Source organism: Neoalteromonas arenosi (genome assembly GCF_030362855.1).
In the GTDB taxonomy this organism is placed as follows: domain Bacteria; phylum Pseudomonadota; class Gammaproteobacteria; order Enterobacterales; family Alteromonadaceae; genus Alteromonas_E; species Alteromonas_E arenosi.
This window is the reverse complement of sequence record NZ_JAUCBP010000012.1, coordinates 189,892-208,532: the sequence shown is the minus strand read 5'-3', so window position 1 is coordinate 208,532 and position 18,641 is coordinate 189,892. Positions and strand designations below refer to the sequence as shown.

19 protein-coding genes are annotated in these 18,641 nt (G+C 46.3%); 2 read left to right on the top strand and 17 right to left on the bottom strand.

The genetic code is table 11. From position 1 onward, the window contains the following. Positions 1 to 33: 33 nt before the first annotated feature. Entirely contained in the window at positions 34 to 2,643 is a 2,610-nt protein-coding gene (adhE, locus tag QTP81_RS14625) for a bifunctional acetaldehyde-CoA/alcohol dehydrogenase (protein WP_289366509.1), read from the bottom strand. A gap of 268 nt (positions 2,644 to 2,911) precedes the next feature. Between adhE and mgtE the strand changes: the two genes are divergently transcribed. After that, positions 2,912 to 4,270, top strand: a complete 1,359-nt coding sequence (gene mgtE / locus QTP81_RS14620; protein ID WP_289366508.1) for a magnesium transporter — start codon at positions 2,912 to 2,914, stop codon at positions 4,268 to 4,270. Position 4,271: 1 nt separating this feature from the next. Here mgtE and QTP81_RS14615 read toward each other — a convergent pair whose 3' ends face one another. The 8 genes from QTP81_RS14615 to rplM form a co-directional block, all read right to left on the bottom strand. Further along, positions 4,272 to 5,420, bottom strand: a complete 1,149-nt coding sequence (locus tag QTP81_RS14615) for a GGDEF domain-containing protein (protein WP_289366507.1) — start codon at positions 5,418 to 5,420, stop codon at positions 4,272 to 4,274. A gap of 16 nt (positions 5,421 to 5,436) precedes the next feature. Further along, positions 5,437 to 5,859: a ClpXP protease specificity-enhancing factor gene (locus tag QTP81_RS14610; RefSeq protein ID WP_434532991.1), complete on the bottom strand. Its 423-nt coding sequence runs from the start codon at positions 5,857 to 5,859 to the stop codon at positions 5,437 to 5,439. An 8-nt stretch (positions 5,860 to 5,867) separates the two neighbouring features. Further along, a complete protein-coding gene (sspA, locus tag QTP81_RS14605; protein WP_289366505.1) occupies positions 5,868 to 6,500 on the bottom strand; it encodes a stringent starvation protein SspA in 633 nt (210 codons plus the stop codon). Positions 6,501 to 6,621: 121 nt separating this feature from the next. Beyond that, positions 6,622 to 7,356 (bottom strand): cytochrome c1, encoded by a 735-nt coding sequence (locus QTP81_RS14600; protein ID WP_289366503.1) that lies wholly within the window; start codon positions 7,354 to 7,356, stop codon positions 6,622 to 6,624. Next, positions 7,353 to 8,618 carry a cytochrome b gene (locus QTP81_RS14595; RefSeq protein ID WP_289366502.1) on the bottom strand — a complete coding sequence of 422 codons (1,266 nt, stop codon included), beginning with the start codon at positions 8,616 to 8,618 and terminating at the stop codon, positions 7,353 to 7,355. The genes QTP81_RS14600 and QTP81_RS14595 overlap by 4 nt, the downstream gene beginning before the upstream one ends. Before the next feature lies 1 nt (position 8,619). Then, positions 8,620 to 9,252, bottom strand: coding sequence for a ubiquinol-cytochrome c reductase iron-sulfur subunit (petA, locus tag QTP81_RS14590; protein WP_289366501.1), 633 nt, complete (start codon positions 9,250 to 9,252; stop codon positions 8,620 to 8,622). Positions 9,253 to 9,560: 308 nt separating this feature from the next. Then, complete coding sequence (gene rpsI, locus QTP81_RS14585) at positions 9,561 to 9,953, bottom strand: 30S ribosomal protein S9 (protein WP_289366500.1); 393 nt, start codon at positions 9,951 to 9,953, stop codon at positions 9,561 to 9,563. Between the two features lie 12 nt (positions 9,954 to 9,965). After that, a complete protein-coding gene (rplM, locus tag QTP81_RS14580) occupies positions 9,966 to 10,394 on the bottom strand; it encodes a 50S ribosomal protein L13 (RefSeq protein ID WP_289366499.1) in 429 nt (142 codons plus the stop codon). A 286-nt stretch (positions 10,395 to 10,680) separates the two neighbouring features. Between rplM and QTP81_RS14575 the strand changes: the two genes are divergently transcribed. Further along, positions 10,681 to 11,568: a hypothetical protein gene (locus tag QTP81_RS14575; RefSeq protein WP_289366498.1), complete on the top strand. Its 888-nt coding sequence runs from the start codon at positions 10,681 to 10,683 to the stop codon at positions 11,566 to 11,568. Between the two features lie 2 nt (positions 11,569 to 11,570). Here QTP81_RS14575 and mazG read toward each other — a convergent pair whose 3' ends face one another. The 8 genes from mazG to QTP81_RS14535 form a co-directional block, all read right to left on the bottom strand. Then, positions 11,571 to 12,386, bottom strand: coding sequence for a nucleoside triphosphate pyrophosphohydrolase (gene mazG, locus QTP81_RS14570; RefSeq protein ID WP_289366496.1), 816 nt, complete (start codon positions 12,384 to 12,386; stop codon positions 11,571 to 11,573). Continuing rightward, positions 12,383 to 14,542: a GTP diphosphokinase gene (relA, locus tag QTP81_RS14565; protein ID WP_289366495.1), complete on the bottom strand. Its 2,160-nt coding sequence runs from the start codon at positions 14,540 to 14,542 to the stop codon at positions 12,383 to 12,385. The genes mazG and relA overlap by 4 nt, the downstream gene beginning before the upstream one ends. Before the next feature lie 10 nt (positions 14,543 to 14,552). Beyond that, positions 14,553 to 15,893, bottom strand: coding sequence for a 23S rRNA (uracil(1939)-C(5))-methyltransferase RlmD (gene rlmD / locus QTP81_RS14560; RefSeq protein ID WP_289366493.1), 1,341 nt, complete (start codon positions 15,891 to 15,893; stop codon positions 14,553 to 14,555). A 6-nt stretch (positions 15,894 to 15,899) separates the two neighbouring features. Beyond that, positions 15,900 to 16,277: a holo-ACP synthase gene (gene acpS, locus QTP81_RS14555; protein WP_289366491.1), complete on the bottom strand. Its 378-nt coding sequence runs from the start codon at positions 16,275 to 16,277 to the stop codon at positions 15,900 to 15,902. 6 nt (positions 16,278 to 16,283) lie between these two features. Beyond that, positions 16,284 to 17,039 carry a pyridoxine 5'-phosphate synthase gene (gene pdxJ / locus QTP81_RS14550; protein ID WP_289366490.1) on the bottom strand — a complete coding sequence of 252 codons (756 nt, stop codon included), beginning with the start codon at positions 17,037 to 17,039 and terminating at the stop codon, positions 16,284 to 16,286. A gap of 112 nt (positions 17,040 to 17,151) precedes the next feature. Further along, entirely contained in the window at positions 17,152 to 17,637 is a 486-nt protein-coding gene (locus QTP81_RS14545) for a GNAT family N-acetyltransferase (RefSeq protein ID WP_289366489.1), read from the bottom strand. Next, positions 17,634 to 18,347, bottom strand: a complete 714-nt coding sequence (gene recO / locus QTP81_RS14540; RefSeq protein WP_289366487.1) for a DNA repair protein RecO — start codon at positions 18,345 to 18,347, stop codon at positions 17,634 to 17,636. The genes QTP81_RS14545 and recO overlap by 4 nt, the downstream gene beginning before the upstream one ends. Before the next feature lies 1 nt (position 18,348). Then, a complete protein-coding gene (locus QTP81_RS14535) occupies positions 18,349 to 18,636 on the bottom strand; it encodes a hypothetical protein (RefSeq protein ID WP_289366486.1) in 288 nt (95 codons plus the stop codon). Between the last annotated feature and the right edge of the window lie 5 nt (positions 18,637 to 18,641).

Here is an 18,641-nt window from a genome sequence, read left to right as displayed (position 1 = left end):
AATTAACCCATTGCGAATGGTTTACCATTTTAGCTAGCCCTTGCTGTCTGCATAAAAGGCGTGTTTAAACAACTGTTTAATTTCGGCGACCAATGGGTATCGCGGATTAGCCGGCGTGCATTGATCATCGAAAGCCTCTTCAGCCAACTCATCCAAACGGCTCATAAATTCCTCTTCATTTACACCAGCATTTTGAATCGATGTCGGGAGTTCTAGTTCTCTCTTCAAATTCTCCACAGCCCGGATTAAACACTCTACCTTTTCCTCATCAGTCTCACCGCCCAATCCTAAATAGTCTGCGATTTTTGCATAACGGGCCTTTGCTTGTGGGTATTGATATTGGGGAAAAATCCCCTGCTTCGCTGGAGTATCGGTTGCGTTATACCGGATCACTTGCGTGATCAGCAATGCGTTAGACAAGCCATGCGCCAAGTGAAACGCTGAACCTAATTTATGAGCCATACTATGGCAGACGCCTAAAAATGCATTCGCAAAGGCAATACCTGCCATACTCGCGGCATAATGTACTTTTTCGCGCGCCTTAGGATCTGATGCGCCATTTTTGTATGCACTTGGTAAATATTTAAATAGTAAGCGGATCGCTTCTAGTGCATGACCATTAGTGAATTCATTTGCATAAAGACTCACATAAGCTTCTAAGCCATGAACAAGTGCGTCTATTCCACCATAAGCCGTTAACTTAAGTGGTAAATCCATAACTAAGTCTGCATCAATAATTGCCATATTGGGGGTTAGTTCGTAATCGGCAATCGGATACTTAATGTCTGTCTTGTGGTCGGTTACAACAGCAAACGGTGTAACCTCCGAGCCTGTCCCCGACGTTGTGGGGATAGCTACCAACGTCGCTTTTTCACCTAGCTTCGGAAAGGTGTAGATCCGTTTACGGATATCCATAAAGCGCATGGCTAAATCCTCAAAACGCACATCCGGATGCTCGTACATGACCCACATAATTTTCGCGGCATCCATTGGTGAGCCTCCGCCAAAAGCGATAATCACATCGGGCTTAAACAACTGACATTTTTCGACACCATTGAGCACGGTTGGTAGCGTTGGGTCGGCTTGTACGTCATAGAAAACGTCGACCTCCATCCCCAATTGATGTAAAACCTCCCCGACACGGTCCGTATACCCGTGATTAAATAGATAGTTATCGGTAACAATTAAGGCGCGCTTTTTACCTTTCAATTCTTCGAATGCGACAGCCATTGAACCGCGCCGAAAATAAATCTTTTCAGGGATGCGATGCCAAAGCATATTTTCACGACGCTCTGCGACGGTTTTGATATTAATCAAGTGCTTAGGGCCAACGTTTTCAGAAACAGAGTTCCCCCCCCAACTGCCACAACCTAACGTTAGTGAAGGCGCTAGCCTGAAATTATAAAGATCACCGATAGCACCTTGCGAAGCCGGCATATTTATAAGAATACGCGCGGTTTTTAAGCGTCGGCCAAATGCATTAATCCGTTCTTTATTTTGACACTGGTCTGTATACAGAACAGAGGTATGTCCCATCCCACCCAAATTAACTAAATCTGATGCGAAATCCAGAGCTTGGGTAAAATCACGAGCGCAATACATAGCCAGTGTTGGCGACAGCTTTTCATGGGCAAAGGGTTCATCTAAACCTATCGCTTTACATTCAGCGATTAGAACCTTGGCGTCACTGGGTACTTCAAATCCGCTTAATTGAGCTACAGTCGAAGCTGATTGTCCGACCGTATCAGGATTCATCCCATCAGCGAGTAATATTTTTTCACCCACCAACCGCTTTTGTTCTGCGGACAAAAAGTAAGCACCGCGAAGTTCAAACTCCTTTTTGACCTTTTCATATATCTCTTTGACGACGATAATACTCTGTTCTGATGCGCATATAACACCATTATCAAACGTTTTACTCATAAGGACAGAGCTTACGGCTTGCTTGACATGAGCACTCTCATCAACAACAACCGGGGTATTCCCTGCACCAACGCCGATGGCAGGCTTGCCGCTAGAATAGGCGGCTTTTACCATACTTGGTCCTCCAGTAGCTAAAATCATATTAACGTCGGGATGTTTGATAATTTGCTGGCTCAGTTCGATCGACGGATGCACAATACATGTCAATATATGCGGCGGCGCTCCTGCAGCCACCGCTGCCTCGTAAACAATTTGACAGGCCTTTTCGGTACATCTTCGCGCCCGTGGATGAGGTGAAATAATTATCCCATTGCGAGTTTTTAGAGCCAGAAGCGCTTTGAAAATTGCCGTGGACGTGGGGTTGGTTGTCGGCACGATACCGACAATTACACCAATAGGCTCAGCAATTTTAGTAACACCGAAAGCCGCATCTTCATTTAAGACTCCACACGTCTTTTCGTCTTTGTATTTGTTGTATACATACTCTGAAGCGAATTGATTTTTAATCGCTTTATCTTCAATGATGCCCATCCCCGTCTCTTCTACAGCTAACTTAGCGAGTGTAATTCTGGCGTTATTGGCGGCTAAGGCTGCACTGCGGAAAATCTCATCCACTTGCTTTTGACTAAACGTCGCGTATTGCTGTTGGGCTGCTTTTGTCTTCGCAACAATATCATTGATAATGTTGACGTCAGTGCTTTCATGTTCAGTATTAGTCATTCGTAAATACACTCTCGACTAGTTAATGCGCAATAGGGTAAACAGTGATTCGGGGTAATTGATTTATTTTATGAACACTTAAATAAATACCCTTTGATCTAAATCAGCTAGAAGTCAGTTCAGGCAAATGGGTGTACTGAGAGTACAGGCGCTTAGACATAAATGCCTTTATCGATATTGTCACCTCGAATCCACGAAAAACCATAGTCAATACAAGCTATTATGCTGTACTCTATAAGAGTATATTCGCAACCGTGTAGCGTTTCTCATGGCAGAGGCACTAGAATCCAATCGCACTCGTGCACAAATGAAAGATATCATGCAGTCTTTATCTGCAGGTCGCTTTGTTTCTGTGCGTCGAACGCTACACACTCTGCCGGCATCTGACGTTGCTCTAGTCTTAGAATCCAGCCCGAAACGTACGCGTGATGAATTATGGGAGCTGATCGATAGTGATTTCCATTCCGATGTAATCGAAGAGCTGTCAGAGGACGTCCGCAACGGCATTATTACTCAGATGACAACTACCAATGCAGTTGATGTTTTGGGTCAAATGGATACCGATGACTTAGCTGAAACGCTAAGCTCACTCCCAGAAGAAGTGTTGGCTTCGTTGCTGCGCTCAATGGATGCGCAAGACCGTCAGCGAGCCGAACAGGCATTGTCGTATGGTGAAGAGACGGCCGGTTTCATTATGAATACCGATACCATCACTCTGCGCTCGGATGTAACTATCGATGTAGTCCTTCGTTACTTGCGTCTGCGAGGCAAGATACCTGAGGATTCGGATAGTTTTTATGTAGTCAATCGCAATGACACACTGATTGGTCGAGTACCGGTTACGAGGTTGCTAACAGAACCTGCTGAGGCTTTGGTGGAAGAGATCATGGACGATGAGCCTGAGGCTATTCCGGTCGACATGCACGATGGAGAAGTTGCCAGTTTATTTGAACGCTACAACTGGCTGTCAGCCCCTGTTGTTGATGATAAACATCGCCTCGTAGGTCGAATTACCATTGACGATGTCGTTGATATTATTCGCGAAGATGCCGAACACTCAATGATGAGTATGGCGGGTCTCGATGACGAAGAAGATACCTTCGCGCCGGTATTACAAAGTACCAGACGACGTTCTATTTGGCTCGGTGTTAATTTATTAACGGCATTAATGGCAGCGGCTGTCAGTGATTTATTCGAAGCCACGTTGAGTCAACTAGCCGTACTGGCGATCCTAAATACTATCGTGCCAAGTATGGGCGGAGTTGCAGGTAATCAAACTCTGACGCTGGTAATTCGCGGTATGGCGTTGGGGCATGTAAATCCGGGGAATTCGCGTTCTTTAGTCAGCAAAGAGTTGGCGATTGGGTTTTTGAATGGGGTTATTTGGGCTGTTTTGATTGCGGCAGTCATTGCACTGTGGAAACAAGATTATCAATTGGGGATCATTATTGCCTTTGCGATGATGGCGAACATGATCGCAGCTGCTCTCTCTGGCGCTACGCTGCCAATTATCATGAAGAAGCTTAAAATCGACCCTGCACTAGCTGGCAGCGTCATCCTCACCACTATCACCGATGTAGTCGGTATATTTGCCTTTCTGGGCACCGCAACACTGTTCTTACTTTGATTTAGACCCGAATTGCTCGGTTGCGTCCCGCTGACTTAGCCGCATATAAAGCTTTATCAGCACGGCGGATAAACGACAGTGAATCGTCCGCCGCCAGCATATCAGTTACACCACTGGATATAGTGACTATTGATGTATCCGCAACCAGAGATGCTCGATGTTCAATGGCTAACTCGCGCAGGGTATTATTAATGCTTTCAATCCGCCGATGCGCCTCCGCAGCCGACATATTAGGCAGGATCAAAGCGAACTCCTCGCCACCAAAACGGGCGGCAAGTTCCCCTGCCCGACGCGTGTGATTGGCGAGTACATGTGCCACTTTTACTAGGCACTCATCGCCCTGCAAATGCCCGTAATGATCGTTATAGGTTTTAAATGAATCAACATCGATAATAACTAAACTCACACTTGAAGCGTCTCGTTTTGCACGACGCATTTCAATGTCCAAACATTCGTCGAAGTAGCGTCTGTTGGCTAACTGGGTTAAACCGTCTTGCCGTGACAACGCAAGTAACTTGGCTTCTGCTTCTTCACGAATCGCTATTTGCTGCTGTAACTGCTCATTCAGATTATAGGCTTCATGGATACTGCGATTAACCGGTCGCGTAGTTTTGATCATAACAATACTATACAGCAGCACCATCAGGGCCAGTGCGTAGTTGATATTTGCACCCAGCCAAACCAGGCCAATTAAACCCGGCAAAATAACGGGGGTTACGAAAGCGATAATAGCCCGCCAATCAGCGGCGTAACCCACCGCACAAAAGGCGGAAATCGCTATGATACCCAGAGCAACAATAGCTGAGACTATAGGGTCGTTAAGTTGTAAGAGGTAAACCCACCCCATGCCGTACAAGGCGCCTTGTAAAATACAAAAAGCGATAAACCAAGTATGGAACTTCATTAGAGTTGATGTGCGTTTAGCTACGCGTTTATAGACTTTAAATAAACGCACGCGTGCTATCGAGAGAGCGACTATTAATGCGAGCCATATCCCACCGGCAATCAAATCTAGCGACGAACGAAATATATATAAAATTAAAATCGCAGCGAAGGGGTCTGCTACCGCTAGCGTGTAACTGTGACTAAAAATACTATCGAGGCGTTTGCGCAATGCAGAGGATGAATCCGCACTTCCTTTTGCTACCACGTTGCTTCCTTGTTGGTTACTTAACTACCTTTAACGAAGGACGACCTTTACTGGCAGGCTTTTTAGCTTGCTCTGGGTGGGCTTCTGTTACGCCGCTATTGGCTTGATTTTCATCGATATCATGCGTGAATACAGTGCCTGCTCCATTTTCACGTGCATAGATGGCAACAACTGCTGCACATGGCATATAAATACGGTGGGGTTGACCACCAAATCGAGCCTGAAAACTGACGCTGTCATAATCCATATGGAAATGCGCACAAGCAGTGGGTGAAACGTTAAGGACAATTTGACCGTCCTTAACGTAATCAACAGGAACTTGAACACCTGTGTGGTTGGCATTAACTACGATATACGGCGTTAAGTCATTATCAACAATCCAATCAAAAAATGCTTTAAGCAAATACGGTTGATTGGATGTCATAGGTGTTTGTTCCATTGTCGGCCTTAAAGTGGGTTGTGAATTTCGCGTTCTTGATCAGTCAAAGAAGCTTTGAATGAACTGCGACCGAAAATACGCCCCATGTAAGCAAGGATATCTTTGCTGCCAGAACCTTGTAGTTCAATTTGCAAAGAAGGTAGGCGCCATAATAGCGGAGCCAAATAACAGTCTACCAAGCTGAATTCTTCAGACATAAAGTATGGCGTTTCTGCAAATAAAGGTGCGATAGACAAAATAGCTTCACGCAATTCATTGCGCGCCGCATCAACATCGCCTTCGTTATTAAGAATTTGCTCGGCAAGTGAATACCAGTCCTGCTCGATGCGATGCATCATTAAGCGACTTTGACCACGTGATACAGGGTAAACCGGCATTAATGGTGGATGTGGGAAACGCTCATCCAAATATTCCATTATGATATGCGACTTGTACAACACGAGCTCGCGGTCAACTAAGGTAGGAACTGTGCCGTACGGATTTAGGTCAATCAGATCTTCCGGTAGATTGTTTGGGTCGGTATAGCTAATTTCTACGCCTACACCCTTTTCAGCCAAAACGATACGTACTTGGTGGCTGTAAATATCCAAAGTATCTGAAAATAGGGTCATAATTGACCGCTTATTAGTGGCAACTGCCATTCACGTTCCTCCGCATTACGCAGTTTGTGCACGCTTTGGTTAACACCAAAGAGCGCTAATTTATTCGTCAAAAAAGGGGCGAGACCGCCCCAATTGATTAATTATACCTCAACTCGACGAGCTAGTGTACGTCGCGCCAGTAATCTTTCTTAAGCAATAATGCAAATACAAAGAAAACCACGATAAACACCAAGACGCCACGGCCAATTGCTTCTGATTGCAAACGCGATGGCTCACCGGTGTATTCGAGGAAGTTTACTAGGTCAAGGATAGCTTGGTCGTACTCTTCTGCCGATAAACGTCCGTTGCCATCAGTCTTGATACCAACATAACGTTCAACCATTTCACCGTCGACCATAACCTCTTCGTAGGTTTCACGCGGTGTACCCTGAAGCTCTTCAAGCACGTGTGGCATACCTACATCAGGAAATACCTTGTTATTTACGCCAAAGGTTTTCGCCTCATCGACGTAGAAAGTACGTAAATAAGTGTACAACCAATCAGCGCCGCGTACACGCGCCACAAGCGTCAAATCTGGTGGTGGAGCACCGAACCATGTGGCAGCGCCTTCAGCCGGCATAGGCGTAGTGATGTAGTCAGTCACTTTCTCACCAGTGAACTGCAAGTACTCTTGACCTAATTCATCAGAAATACCCAAATCACTAAAGGTACGCTGATAGCGCTGGTACTGCATTTGGTGGCAACCTAAGCAGTAGTTCATAAAGATCTTGGCACCGTTTTGCAACGAGGCTTTGTCAGTTAAGTCATACTCTGCTTTATCCAACGGGTAATTTGAGCCCGCTGCCATCACTAACGATGGAAACGCTAGAATTGCTGCTACTAGATATTTTCTCATCGTGGGATCCTCGTTGGAACTGGCTTAGTCGTTTCGTTTTTACTGTACATCCATAGCAAGACGAAGAAACCGAAATACATGATTGTGGCAATTTGTGAAGCCACAATTTTCCAGTTCTCTTGTGGCGTACCACCTAAGTAACCCAAGAATACAAATACCGCAGCGAACACAAGCAAGTTAACTTTGTGCAAGCCACTGCGATAACGCCATGAACGCACACGACCACGATCAACCCAAGGCAGTGCGAAAAGTGCTGCAATCGCGGCAAACATCGCAATTACACCAAATAGTTTGTCTGGAACCGCTTTCAGAATCGCGTAGAACGGCGTGAAGTACCAAACCGGGAAGATATGCTCAGGTGTCTTCAACGGGTTAGCAATTTCAAAGTTAGGATGTTCTAGGAATTTACCGCCCATCTCAGGCGCAAAGAACATGATGTAGCAGAAGCCAAATAAGAAAATTGAGAACGCCACTAAATCTTTCAACACGATGTGTGGGAAGAACGGTACTACGTCATCTGCGATGTCGTACTTGGCTGTGTAGTATTCATGAATCTCGTACTTAGTTTTCTCGTCTTCTGACAACGAGCCTTTTTTGTGTTTGATTGGAATACCGTCAGGATTGTTTGAACCCACTTCGTGTAGCGCAATAATGTGCAAGAACACAAGAATAACGATAACCAATGGCAATGCGATTACGTGCAGAGCAAAGAATCGGTTGAGCGTAGCACCGGAGATGACGTAGTCACCTTGGATCCAGACTACCAAGTCAGGACCGATAACAGGTATCGCGCCGAATAATGACACGATTACTTGCGCACCCCAGTAAGACATTTGTCCCCAAGGTAATACATAGCCCATAAATGCTTCAGCCATTAGTGCAAGGTAAATCAACATACCGAACACCCATAGCAATTCGCGCGGTTTTTGATATGAACCGTAGATCATGCCGCGGAACATATGCATATAGACCACGATAAAGAACGCCGATGCACCCGTTGAGTGCATATAGCGAATCAACCAACCATAGTCGACTTCACGCATGATGTATTCTACCGAAGCAAAGGCTCGCTCAGCACTCGGTTCAAAGTTCATTGTCAACCAAATACCAGTAACGATCTGATTAACTAGCACGATAGTGGCAAGGAAACCAAACACGTACCAAAAATTCATGTTGCGTGGCGCAGGATACTGAATGGCGTGCATATTCGCCACTCGCATCATCGGGATGCGCTCTTCAATCCAGTTTAAAAATCCTGACATGCTATGCGACCTCTGCTTCTGAGCCGATGATAATCGTGTTATCGTCGACAAACTGATAAGGCGGTACTACTAAGTTTGATGGAGCCGGCACATTACTAAACACGCGACCTGCCATATCAAATTTTGAACCGTGGCACGGACAGAAGAAACCGTCTGCCACACCTTCAGCATATTGTTCCATCGCACCATCTTTTAAGTGCTGTGGTGAGCAGCCTAAGTGAGTACAAATACCGACTAGTACCAAGTACTCCTCTTTGATTGAGCGCCACTGGTTTTGCGCAAACGCAGGTTGTTGCTCAACTTCTGAATTTGGATCCTTAAGTTGGTCTTCATGCGCAGCTAGTGCAGCTAGTAGCTCAGGGGTTCGACGCACGATCCACACAGGCTTACTACGCCACATAACACGAATTAATTGACCAGGTTCGATGCCAGAAATATCAACTTCTACATCAGCGCCAGCTGCTTTGGCTTTGGCACTTGGGTTCCAAGAGGCTACAAAAGGTATTGCCGCACCCACTGCACCTGCAGCCCCAACGACTGAGGTAGCGATGGTCAAAAAGCGTCGGCGATTATTGTTTTGTGGTTGACCTTGTGCTGGTGAAGAATCACCGGCATCTACAGATACATTACTCATCCACGGTTCTCCAGATTTGGACGTTTGACTTCGCTCTTTTGAGGAAGCCGGAAGCGAGTCGTTAAAAAACGAAACGTTCAATATTTTCAACCGGAAATGATAAAAAATTCACCTCTTAAAAACAAGGAAATAGAGCAAAAAACAAGGATTTAGTTGGGATATTGAACATTCATTGAATTAAGGCAATAAGGACATAGCGCATTTCTGTGTGGAAAGCATAGATTCCTATCAATGAAATCCGCGTAAAATAGTAAACGCAGGCAAAAAAAAACCCAGCAATAAGCTGGGTTTTCGATAACACATAAAACTTAACGTTTTGAAAACTGTGGTTTCTTACGTGCTTTGTGAAGACCAACTTTCTTACGTTCAACGCGACGAGCGTCACGAGTAACGAATCCAGCCTTGCGAAGTGCTGGACGTAGTGCTTCATCATATTCCATCAATGCACGAGTAATACCGTGACGGATAGCACCTGCTTGACCGCTGATACCACCACCGCGAACAGTGATGTATAGGTCAAATTTCTCAGTCATTTCAACAAGCTCTAGTGGTTGGCGAACAACCATACGTGCTGTTTCACGACCAAAGAACTCGTCTAGTGGACGAGAGTTAACAGTGATGCTGCCTGTACCTGGACGCAAGAAAACGCGAGCAGTTGAGCTTTTGCGACGACCAGTGCCGTAATATTGAGTATCTGCCATGTGTCTCGCTCCTTAAATATCCAAAACTTGTGGTTGCTGAGCCGCATGATTGTGCTCTGGACCAGCATACACTTTCATTTTGCGGAACATTGCACGGCCAAGAGGACCTTTTGGCAACATACCTTTAACTGCTTTTTCAAGCACCATTTCAGGCTTCTTCTCAAGCAATTTTTCAAAAGTGATGTCTTTCAAGCCACCTGGGTAACCAGAGTGAGCGTAGTAGACTTTACCTTTAGCTTTGTTACCAGTAACGCTGATCTTCTCTGCGTTAACAACAACAATGTAATCACCAGTGTCAACGTGAGGCGTGTACTCTGGCTTGTGCTTACCGCGTAGACGGTGTGCAATTTCAGACGCTAAGCGTCCAAGTGTTTTATCAGTGGCATCAACCACGAACCAGTCTCTTTGTACTGTTTCTGGTTTTGCAACAAAAGTTTTCATTATTCGTCACCCGAAAAAATAACTGTTACCGTTCGCTAAGCGAACGCCCTAAAATCAACGCTTAGGCCCCTTCGAACCTGTTGATTCTTCCACTTTCCCAAAGTGGGCGTAACTGGGCAGGGCGCGAATTATACAGAATTTGTACAAAAAGCGAAGGGCTAAATGTGAAAATTCAATAAATTAGCGCGATCTTTTTTGACTTAGAAAGTTTTTACTGGCTTTCGCCCCTTGAGTAGCCTAAAAATAAAAGTAATGCTGTAATCTACTCAATAACAGTCAAGACACTATGGCAACTTTGCTAAGCCGACAGATTTTTTCACTAAACGCACTGTTTTTTGTGTTTATGAGTGCGGTTGCAAGTGCCCAACACCCGGATATTGACTATCAATTTCAACGCACCCAAGGCACCATTTATTACACAGTATTATCGAAAACCTCCCCAACCCAAGTCTACTTTATTCACTTGTTAGAATTTGCCTTAGAACAAAGTCGTGATGAATTTGGTGGGTTCGAACTAAGCGATTACCCCGTCCCAATGGACCAAGCACGACAAATTAAAACCCTTCAGAGCGGCGATGCTGATGTAATGTGGACAATGACTACACCTGAACGAGAGGCCGCGCTGTTGCCGGTTAAATTTGCTCTGTTACAGGGTATGTTGGGTAAGCGAGTGTTCTTAGTCAGTGCCGAGAATCAGGATGCGTTTAAAAACGATTCGCTCGAGATATTAAAACAGCGCTTGGCTATCCAAGGGCTCGACTGGCCAGACACCACAATTTTGCAAGCCAACGGGTTCCGCGTATCGGCGGTGCCGTGGTACGAATGGCAATTTGGTATTGCCAAGCTGTTACTCAGCGATACCGTCGAATACTTTCCGCGCAGTATTGTCGAAGCGCGTGCTGAATTAGCTTTACCCTATAACCAGGGGCTCGCAGTAGAGAACCATCACATGCTGGATTATCCAGCGTTTATCTACTTTTTTGTTAATCCTGCAAAACCAGAATTGCAACAGCGCATATTGCATGGACTACAGCGCGGACAGGCTAGCGGTGAACTGCAAGTTCTTTTCGAATCTTACCCAGGCTATAAAGACGCTGTAAAATTGTTATCAGAAGAACGCACTATTCATCGGCTCAACAATCCCTTAACCCAAGTGACAGCGCCCAGCCAGTAAAATTAGTTTTGGCGTTTAGCGCGTTGCCAAAAAGCTTCAAGTTCGGCTAAATCAAAGCTCGACCAATCGCGATTTGTATCCGCAACCCAGTGTTCGACATGACGAAAACGCCGTTCAAATTTAATGTTGGCTTTTTGAAGCGCAATCTCTGGTGATATATCCAAGTGTCGAGTCAGGTTAACAACGGCAAACAATAGATCACCGATTTCCTCTTCAACCGCTTCTCGATCAATAGCGTGTGAATGCAGCTCTTCGGCCACTTCGTCTACCTCTTCACGCACTTTGGCTAGTACACCTTTTACATCGGGCCAGTCAAAACCAACCTTAGCGCAGGCTCTCTGAAGTGCTTCTGCCCGCTGCAAAGCGGAGGTACCGCGAGCCAAATCGTCAGTAATGGACGGCTTAATAGCACCTTTTTGCGATTGAACTTCAGCCTTTTCAGCGGCCTTAATCGATTGCCACTGCAACGCTAGTTCTGCATCCGATAATGATTTACCAGGGTGCTCAAATACATGTGGATGGCGCCGAATCAATTTAGCGCTGATGGCTTTTGCAACTTCATCGAAGTCAAATGTACCTTGTTCATTGGCAATTTGTGCATAAAAAACGATTTGAAACAGTAAATCGCCGAGCTCATCACGAATCTCAGTAATATCGCCACGATGGATTGCATCTGCGACTTCGTATGCCTCTTCCAAAGTGTGTTTGACCAATGAGTCCATGGTTTGCTTGATATCCCATGGACACCCATTGTTCGGGTCACGCAATATCTGCATTACCTCGAGCAAGCGCTCCATATGAGGTAATGTTGTCTTCACGCATCTTTCCTAGCGACATCATACACATCGGGAATTTGCTTTAGACTCACCATCACTTTGCGCAACTTACTCACATCTTGCACTTCAACGGTCAATACAATATCCGCCGATTGCTCTGCTTTATTACTCAAGCTATTAACACCTAGCAAAGCCACCCGCTGGTTAGCAAGTACTGTGGTAATATCACGTAAAATTCCCGTCCGGTCAGTACACATGACCAGCAATTGCGCTTCAAAGCCAACATTGCTGTCTCCAGACCAATTGACCTCGACTTCTCGTTCCGGGTGCTGACTTAACAAGTGGCTTAGCTGATCACAGTCGCGGCGATGGACACTGACACCACGGCCTTGGGTGATATAACCCACAATGGGTTCACCTGGTACCGGTTGACAGCAATTAGCCAAGTGACTCATTAAATGTCCCACCCCTTCAACAACGATGGTGTCATTGCGATCACTCGACTTCGCTGGCCGCGGTTTGCGAACAACAATTTCAGGCTCAGGGGGTGCCATTTGTTGCTGTAGGTGACGTACGACTGACATGATCCGTACATCGCCCGCGCCGATGGCGGTATATAAATCATCGACATTTGACTGATTAAATCGTTCACATGCGTCATTAATCGCTTTAAGTGGTATATGCGCCTTATTGAGTTCGCGCTCAACCAGTTCCTTACCCGCTTCTAAGTTCTTATCGCGATCCTGACGCTTAAAGTAACTGTGAATGGTCGCTCTAGCCCTAGACGAATGCACATAACCTAAACCGGGATGCATCCAGTCACGACTGGGGTTTAACTCTTTACCGGTTAACACCTCAACTTGGTCGCCACTTTTAAGCTGATAAGTGAAGGGCACGATGCGTTTATTTACCTTCGCGCCAATGCAGCGATGGCCAATATTAGTGTGTATGTAGTACGCAAAATCGAGTGGAGTTGCGCCTAGAGGCAAATCGAGCACATCACCACGCGGTGTAAATACATATACGCGATCATCGAAAACTTGACTGCGCAACTCTTCTACCAAATCGCCCGTTTCAGCAACTTCCTCTTGCCATTGCAGGATTTTGCGCAACCAGTTTAACCGCTCCTCGTGTCCGGACGCTTTGCCCTGTGGGCCTTCTTTATATTTCCAATGCGCAGCAATACCTAACTCAGCGTCTTGATGCATCTGCTGGGTGCGCACTTGGATTTCAATCGATTTGCCCTCAGGTCCGACGATTACGGTGTGAATAGATTGATAACCATTAGGTTTAGGCGTTGCAATGTAGTCGTCAAACTCATTGGGGATATGCTTAAAGTTTGCATGCACAATTCCCAATGCGGCATAGCAGTCTTGCAACCGCTCAGCGATGATCCGCATGGCACGGATATCGAATAATTGTTCAAACGTTAGACGCTTTTTCTGCATCTTTTTCCAGATGCTATAAATATGCTTGGGCCGCCCGTGCACCGTCGCCTTAATCCCTTGCTCGTTGAGCAATTGCTGCAGGCGCTCGACCATATCATCAATGTATTGTGTCCGGTCTGCTCGTTTCTCATCTAACTGTTTAGCAATCTGTTTATAGGTACTTGGATGCAAATAGCGAAACGCAAGATCTTCTAGCTCCCATTTGAGTTGACCAATCCCCAAGCGATTGGCCAACGGCGCATAAATCGATGCACATTCAGTAGCGACCATTACGCGTGTCTCTTCATCCGCTTCCTTTACCTTTTGTAGTGCACAGATGCGCTCGGCCATTTTTATCACAACAGCACGCACGTCTTCGACCATGGCCAGCAACATACGCCGAATACTATCAATGTGTTGTTCTTGGTTGGCTTGGTCTGGGTTTGATCTTCCGTGCAGTGCTCTAATGGCTTCCATTTTACGAACACCAGCGATCAAACTACCAATTTCAGCACCAAAATTTTCGGTAACTTCATCATTGCTTAAGGCGTGTTGTTGGCAATATGGAAAGACCAGTGCTGTTTGCAGTGTGACATCGTCCATATTGAGTTGGACAAGGATCTCAACCATTTCTTGGCCAACGAGCAAGATTTCAGGCTTTTCTGCAATTTCACGCAACGCCTGCTGAGTCTCACTCGGCAAGGCGAGTTGTTGCATCCACTGCTCAAAAGGCGGACGTTCAGGTTCGTGAACTTTGCGTGTACTAACCATAGGTTGTTGACTACTTCTGTGCTGTAAAGCTCGCCATTAATTCCGTGTGTTTAGTGTAGGCGAACATCTCCACTAAACTTAATTTTTCCAGCTGATAACCGCGTTCAGATAACAACTTTGCATCACGGGCAAAACTCGCGGGGTTGCAAGATACGTACACAATATGGGGTTGACGCTTTGCTTGCATCTGCTGACATACTTCTTTTGCCCCCTCGCGAGAGGGATCAAGGATTACAGCATCGTACTCGTGTTGCAATAGCTCAGCCACCATCGCTGGGTTCAACAGGTCTTTTTGCGCAAAGTTGCACTGTTGTAGTGCATGTTGTTCGGCACTGGAACGGGCGCGCTCCACCATACTCGCAATGCCTTCTACGCCAGTCACAGCAAACCCATTCTGCGCCAAAGACAAACTAAAATTCCCCGTCCCGCAAAACAAATCGAGTACATTGCTGGCCTTGTAGTCTAGAAGCCAATCTATCGCAGTGGCTACCATTTGTTGATTAACTCGGTCATTAACCTGAACGAAATCATTGGCGCCGATAGAAATTTTGATATCAGCTGTAGGTTGATAATTCAGCATATCGCCAGAACCCACTAAATAATCAATCTCGCCCCGTTTGTCTTCAAGTGCCACAACGACATCGTATTGCTGACCAAACTCGCGCAATGAAGTCATCGCACCTTCAGATAGCTGGCGTGTTGCTTTAACCTGAACCAATATAGCGTCAGCGCCTTCTAGCAGCGTAATATGGCCTAAATGCCGAGCCTGACCACAGGTTTTAAGCCAGCTTTGCAGCGGCTCAATTAATGCTTGCAACTTGGGAGTAAGGATCTGACATTGCGAAATTGCAACGACTTGATTGCTACCCTGTTGGCGATAACCAAGGCGAATGCTGTCCGCTTGCCTAGCATCTATGGCCAACCGCGTTTTACGTCGGTACCCTTTGGGCTCTGTAAACACATCTGGCCCCCAGTTTGAAACCTCTAAGCCTGCAATTTTACGCAGTAATTGGGTGATGGCCTGACGTCGCCATTCTCGCATATTTTCAGGGTCGACATAATCTAATTGACATCCACCGCACACCTCAGAATGAGGACAAAAAGGATCGATGCGCTCCTCACTTGATGACCTAATCTGCTTGACGTGCCCCAGCCATACGTGTTTTTTTTGTTCATGGATAACAATTTGGCACTGTTCGCCTGGCAGGCCCCCTGTCGCAAAAACGATTGGCTGATGGTTGGAAACTACCCCTTGGCCTTGGTGGTCAAGATGCTCAATACGCGCCTCGATAACGCGTTGACGTTGGTTTTTATTGCGCTTTGCCGCTGCTGGCCGAAAAATTTTTGCCATGCGTGACTAGCTTTCTAAAATCACGCTAGCTACGGCGTAGTGTTTCTCGTCGGAGATAGACACAACACTGTTAGTTACGCCGCGCTGTTCGCACTGTCTAGCAAACTCGCCACTGAAAGAAAGTTGTGGCTGACCAAGCTCGTTGTTGACGATCTCAATATGTTGCCAACTAATACCGTGGCCAATACCCGTACCTAACGCTTTAACCGCTGCCTCCTTGGCCGCGAAGCGTTTGGCTAAAAATCGGGCTGGATGCAAGTGCTTTTGAAACACTGACATTTCCTGCTCGGTGAGCACGCGCTCTGCTAAACGCGTGGACTTTTGACACTGCGCTTCAATCCGATCAATCTCAACAATATCAGTGCCCAACCCTACGATCATCATTCTGTCCTATGGTTTTGTGCTCAACAATGCTTGCGTACGCGCCTCTTGCATGAGCGCGCGCATGTCACGCACCGCTTTTTCCAAGCCATCAAACGCTGCGCGCGCAATAATAGCGTGGCCTATATTAAGCTCAATTAGCTGTGGAATCGCCGCTATCGGCTTGACATTGTGATAATGCAAACCATGTCCTGCATTGACCTTCAAGCCAATCTTATCCGCGTACTCAATCCCGTGTATTAGACGCTGTAACTCCGCACACTGCTCGGATTCGCTAGTTGCATCAGCATATTGCCCCGTGTGGATCTCAATAAAAGGAGCGCCACATTGATGCGCAGCTTCAATTTGTTGTTCGTCGGCATCGATAAAGAGAGACACCTGAATACCTGCCTCAGCCAATTGTTTGCACGCGGCTTTGACACTATCCAATTGCCCCACAACATCAAGCCCACCTTCAGTCGTCAACTCTTCGCGTTTTTCGGGTACCAAGCAACAAAACACCGGCTTCAAGCGGGTTGCGATAGCCAACATTTCGTCGGTCACTGCCATTTCTAAATTCAGGCGTGTTTGAACCGTTTGATTGAGTATTTCAACATCTCTGTCCGTTATATGGCGACGGTCTTCACGCAGATGTACTGTAATGCCATCAGCACCGGCTAATTCAGCAATGTTAGCTGCATGCACGGGATCGGGGTACTGGGTTCCACGGGCATTGCGCAATGTGGCAATGTGGTCAATATTCACGCCGAGAAAAATTTCGTTCACAAGCAAACCTTATTTGTAATTCGTGTGGCATCTCGATATGCGCTATATGCTATCAAGATCTGTAGATTAAGTCTGTGTTGTTTACGCAAATTTTGGCCGAAACGATCGCGCTTCAGGCTTCGAGAGAGAGCGTCATAAATACGCTATTAGGGTCATCAACGTAATCCGCGAAGGGTCCACACAATGAAAAACCTCTGCTTTGATATAGTTGACGAGCGGGCGCAAAAAATTCCATCGCCCCAGTTTCTAGACTCACACGAAGAAAGCCTTTCGATTTGGCATACGTGAGAATGAAATCGAGTAATAATTTACCGACGCCCAAGCCGCGTACTGCGCTTCCGGTGCGCATTGATTTTAGTTCGGCCTCTTGTGCTGATAAGCGTTTAAGCGCAACGCAGCCGACGACTTGACCAAGATAAACCGCACTAAAAAAGTCAATACTTGGGTCGCGTAGCCCATCCAGATCAAGCGCATGCTTGCTCTCAGGAGGAGAGGTCGCACGCATATCATCGATGTGTTGTTGAAGGAACTCAGCAATAGCGCTGCTGCTTAGATCATCACGACTTACGACAATACTGTTGAGGTCAACGTGTGTCACTTTACCCCTCCAAACAATTCGCGACTACGCAGCGGCTTTGTGCCAATTAATGGAACTAATGCCGTACGCATAAAGCGCTTAGCCGTTAGTAAGCTGCTTTGGTGCCAATCTCTTGCAGCTATAGCTAGAATATCTTTGCCGTGAAAGCCATCGGGTTGATTGGAATCCAACGGTGTAAATCCCGCTTCAGCTTGCAGTGCGTAATAACCATCTGCACCGATCGCCGTAGTATTGTCTGCGCAATAGGCCAAGTCGGGTAAAAACCCTAAATCGAGTAGCAGCTCTAACTCAAAGTTCCGCAGTAGCGCTTCGATATCACTCCGTGGTGGCACTTGTGGCAATTCAGCAAGAGCCTCTAACGTCTCTTGATACAGTGCATAAATCCCTTCACAAGGTAGGTCATTTGGCAACGCACGGCACAGTAACTCGTTCAAATACATCGCGCAAAACAAAGGCTGATTAGCCAGTTGATATCTTACACTGGTCGACTCGACACGGCCGATATTTTTCAGCTCGTTGCGTCCAGAGAGCGTAATTTCTAGACACTGAAAGGGCTGTAATAAGCTCTTGCGATCAGACTTTGTACCTCGTACACCTTTAGCAACCCCGCGTATCATGCCATTTACAGCACAAAACACATCTACCAAAAGGCTCGATTCTCGGTAAGGGATACGATGCAACACAAAGCCTTCGGTTACTTGTTTGTTCATGCTAGCTCCGCTTGAGGCGCACTACTTTCATTTGTTCAAAATCGATACCGGCAACGCAGCGAGTCTCTGGGTAATAGGTGACGTTAATGCGTGCTCCGCGTAGCGACTGATAAGGTTTTTTGCGTCGATAAACGAAGGGTACCTCGCAATCCGCTAGCATTAATGTATTCACAAACCAATCATCTTCCTCGCGCTGGACATGAGATATCACTTTGCGATCAGTAGAGTGCACTAACTGCGGATTATTGGCCAGTAACTGTGCGACAACTTTGTGTTCGGACAAAGCCATGATGT

Bases quoted from the DNA above. Each gene is read 5' to 3' on its own strand.
- rlmD (WP_289366493.1), bottom strand. From the start codon at position 15,893: ATGGCAAAAATTTTTCGGCCAGCAGCGGCAAAGCGCAATAAAAACCAA.
- sspA (WP_289366505.1), bottom strand. From the start codon at position 6,500: ATGGCAGTTGCCACTAATAAGCGGTCAATTATGACCCTATTTTCAGAT.
- QTP81_RS14595 (WP_289366502.1), bottom strand. From the start codon at position 8,618: ATGTCAGGATTTTTAAACTGGATTGAAGAGCGCATCCCGATGATGCGA.
- rplM (WP_289366499.1), bottom strand. From the start codon at position 10,394: ATGAAAACTTTTGTTGCAAAACCAGAAACAGTACAAAGAGACTGGTTC.
- QTP81_RS14575 (WP_289366498.1), top strand. From the start codon at position 10,681: ATGGCAACTTTGCTAAGCCGACAGATTTTTTCACTAAACGCACTGTTT.
- recO (WP_289366487.1), bottom strand. From the start codon at position 18,347: ATGAACAAACAAGTAACCGAAGGCTTTGTGTTGCATCGTATCCCTTAC.
- QTP81_RS14610 (WP_434532991.1), bottom strand. From the start codon at position 5,859: ATGGAACAAACACCTATGACATCCAATCAACCGTATTTGCTTAAAGCA.
- mgtE (WP_289366508.1), top strand. From the start codon at position 2,912: ATGGCAGAGGCACTAGAATCCAATCGCACTCGTGCACAAATGAAAGAT.
- petA (WP_289366501.1), bottom strand. From the start codon at position 9,252: ATGAGTAATGTATCTGTAGATGCCGGTGATTCTTCACCAGCACAAGGT.
- QTP81_RS14535 (WP_289366486.1), bottom strand. From the start codon at position 18,636: ATGGCTTTGTCCGAACACAAAGTTGTCGCACAGTTACTGGCCAATAAT.
- QTP81_RS14600 (WP_289366503.1), bottom strand. From the start codon at position 7,356: ATGAGAAAATATCTAGTAGCAGCAATTCTAGCGTTTCCATCGTTAGTG.
- acpS (WP_289366491.1), bottom strand. From the start codon at position 16,277: ATGATGATCGTAGGGTTGGGCACTGATATTGTTGAGATTGATCGGATT.
- relA (WP_289366495.1), bottom strand. From the start codon at position 14,542: ATGGTTAGTACACGCAAAGTTCACGAACCTGAACGTCCGCCTTTTGAG.
- adhE (WP_289366509.1), bottom strand. From the start codon at position 2,643: ATGACTAATACTGAACATGAAAGCACTGACGTCAACATTATCAATGAT.
- rpsI (WP_289366500.1), bottom strand. From the start codon at position 9,953: ATGGCAGATACTCAATATTACGGCACTGGTCGTCGCAAAAGCTCAACT.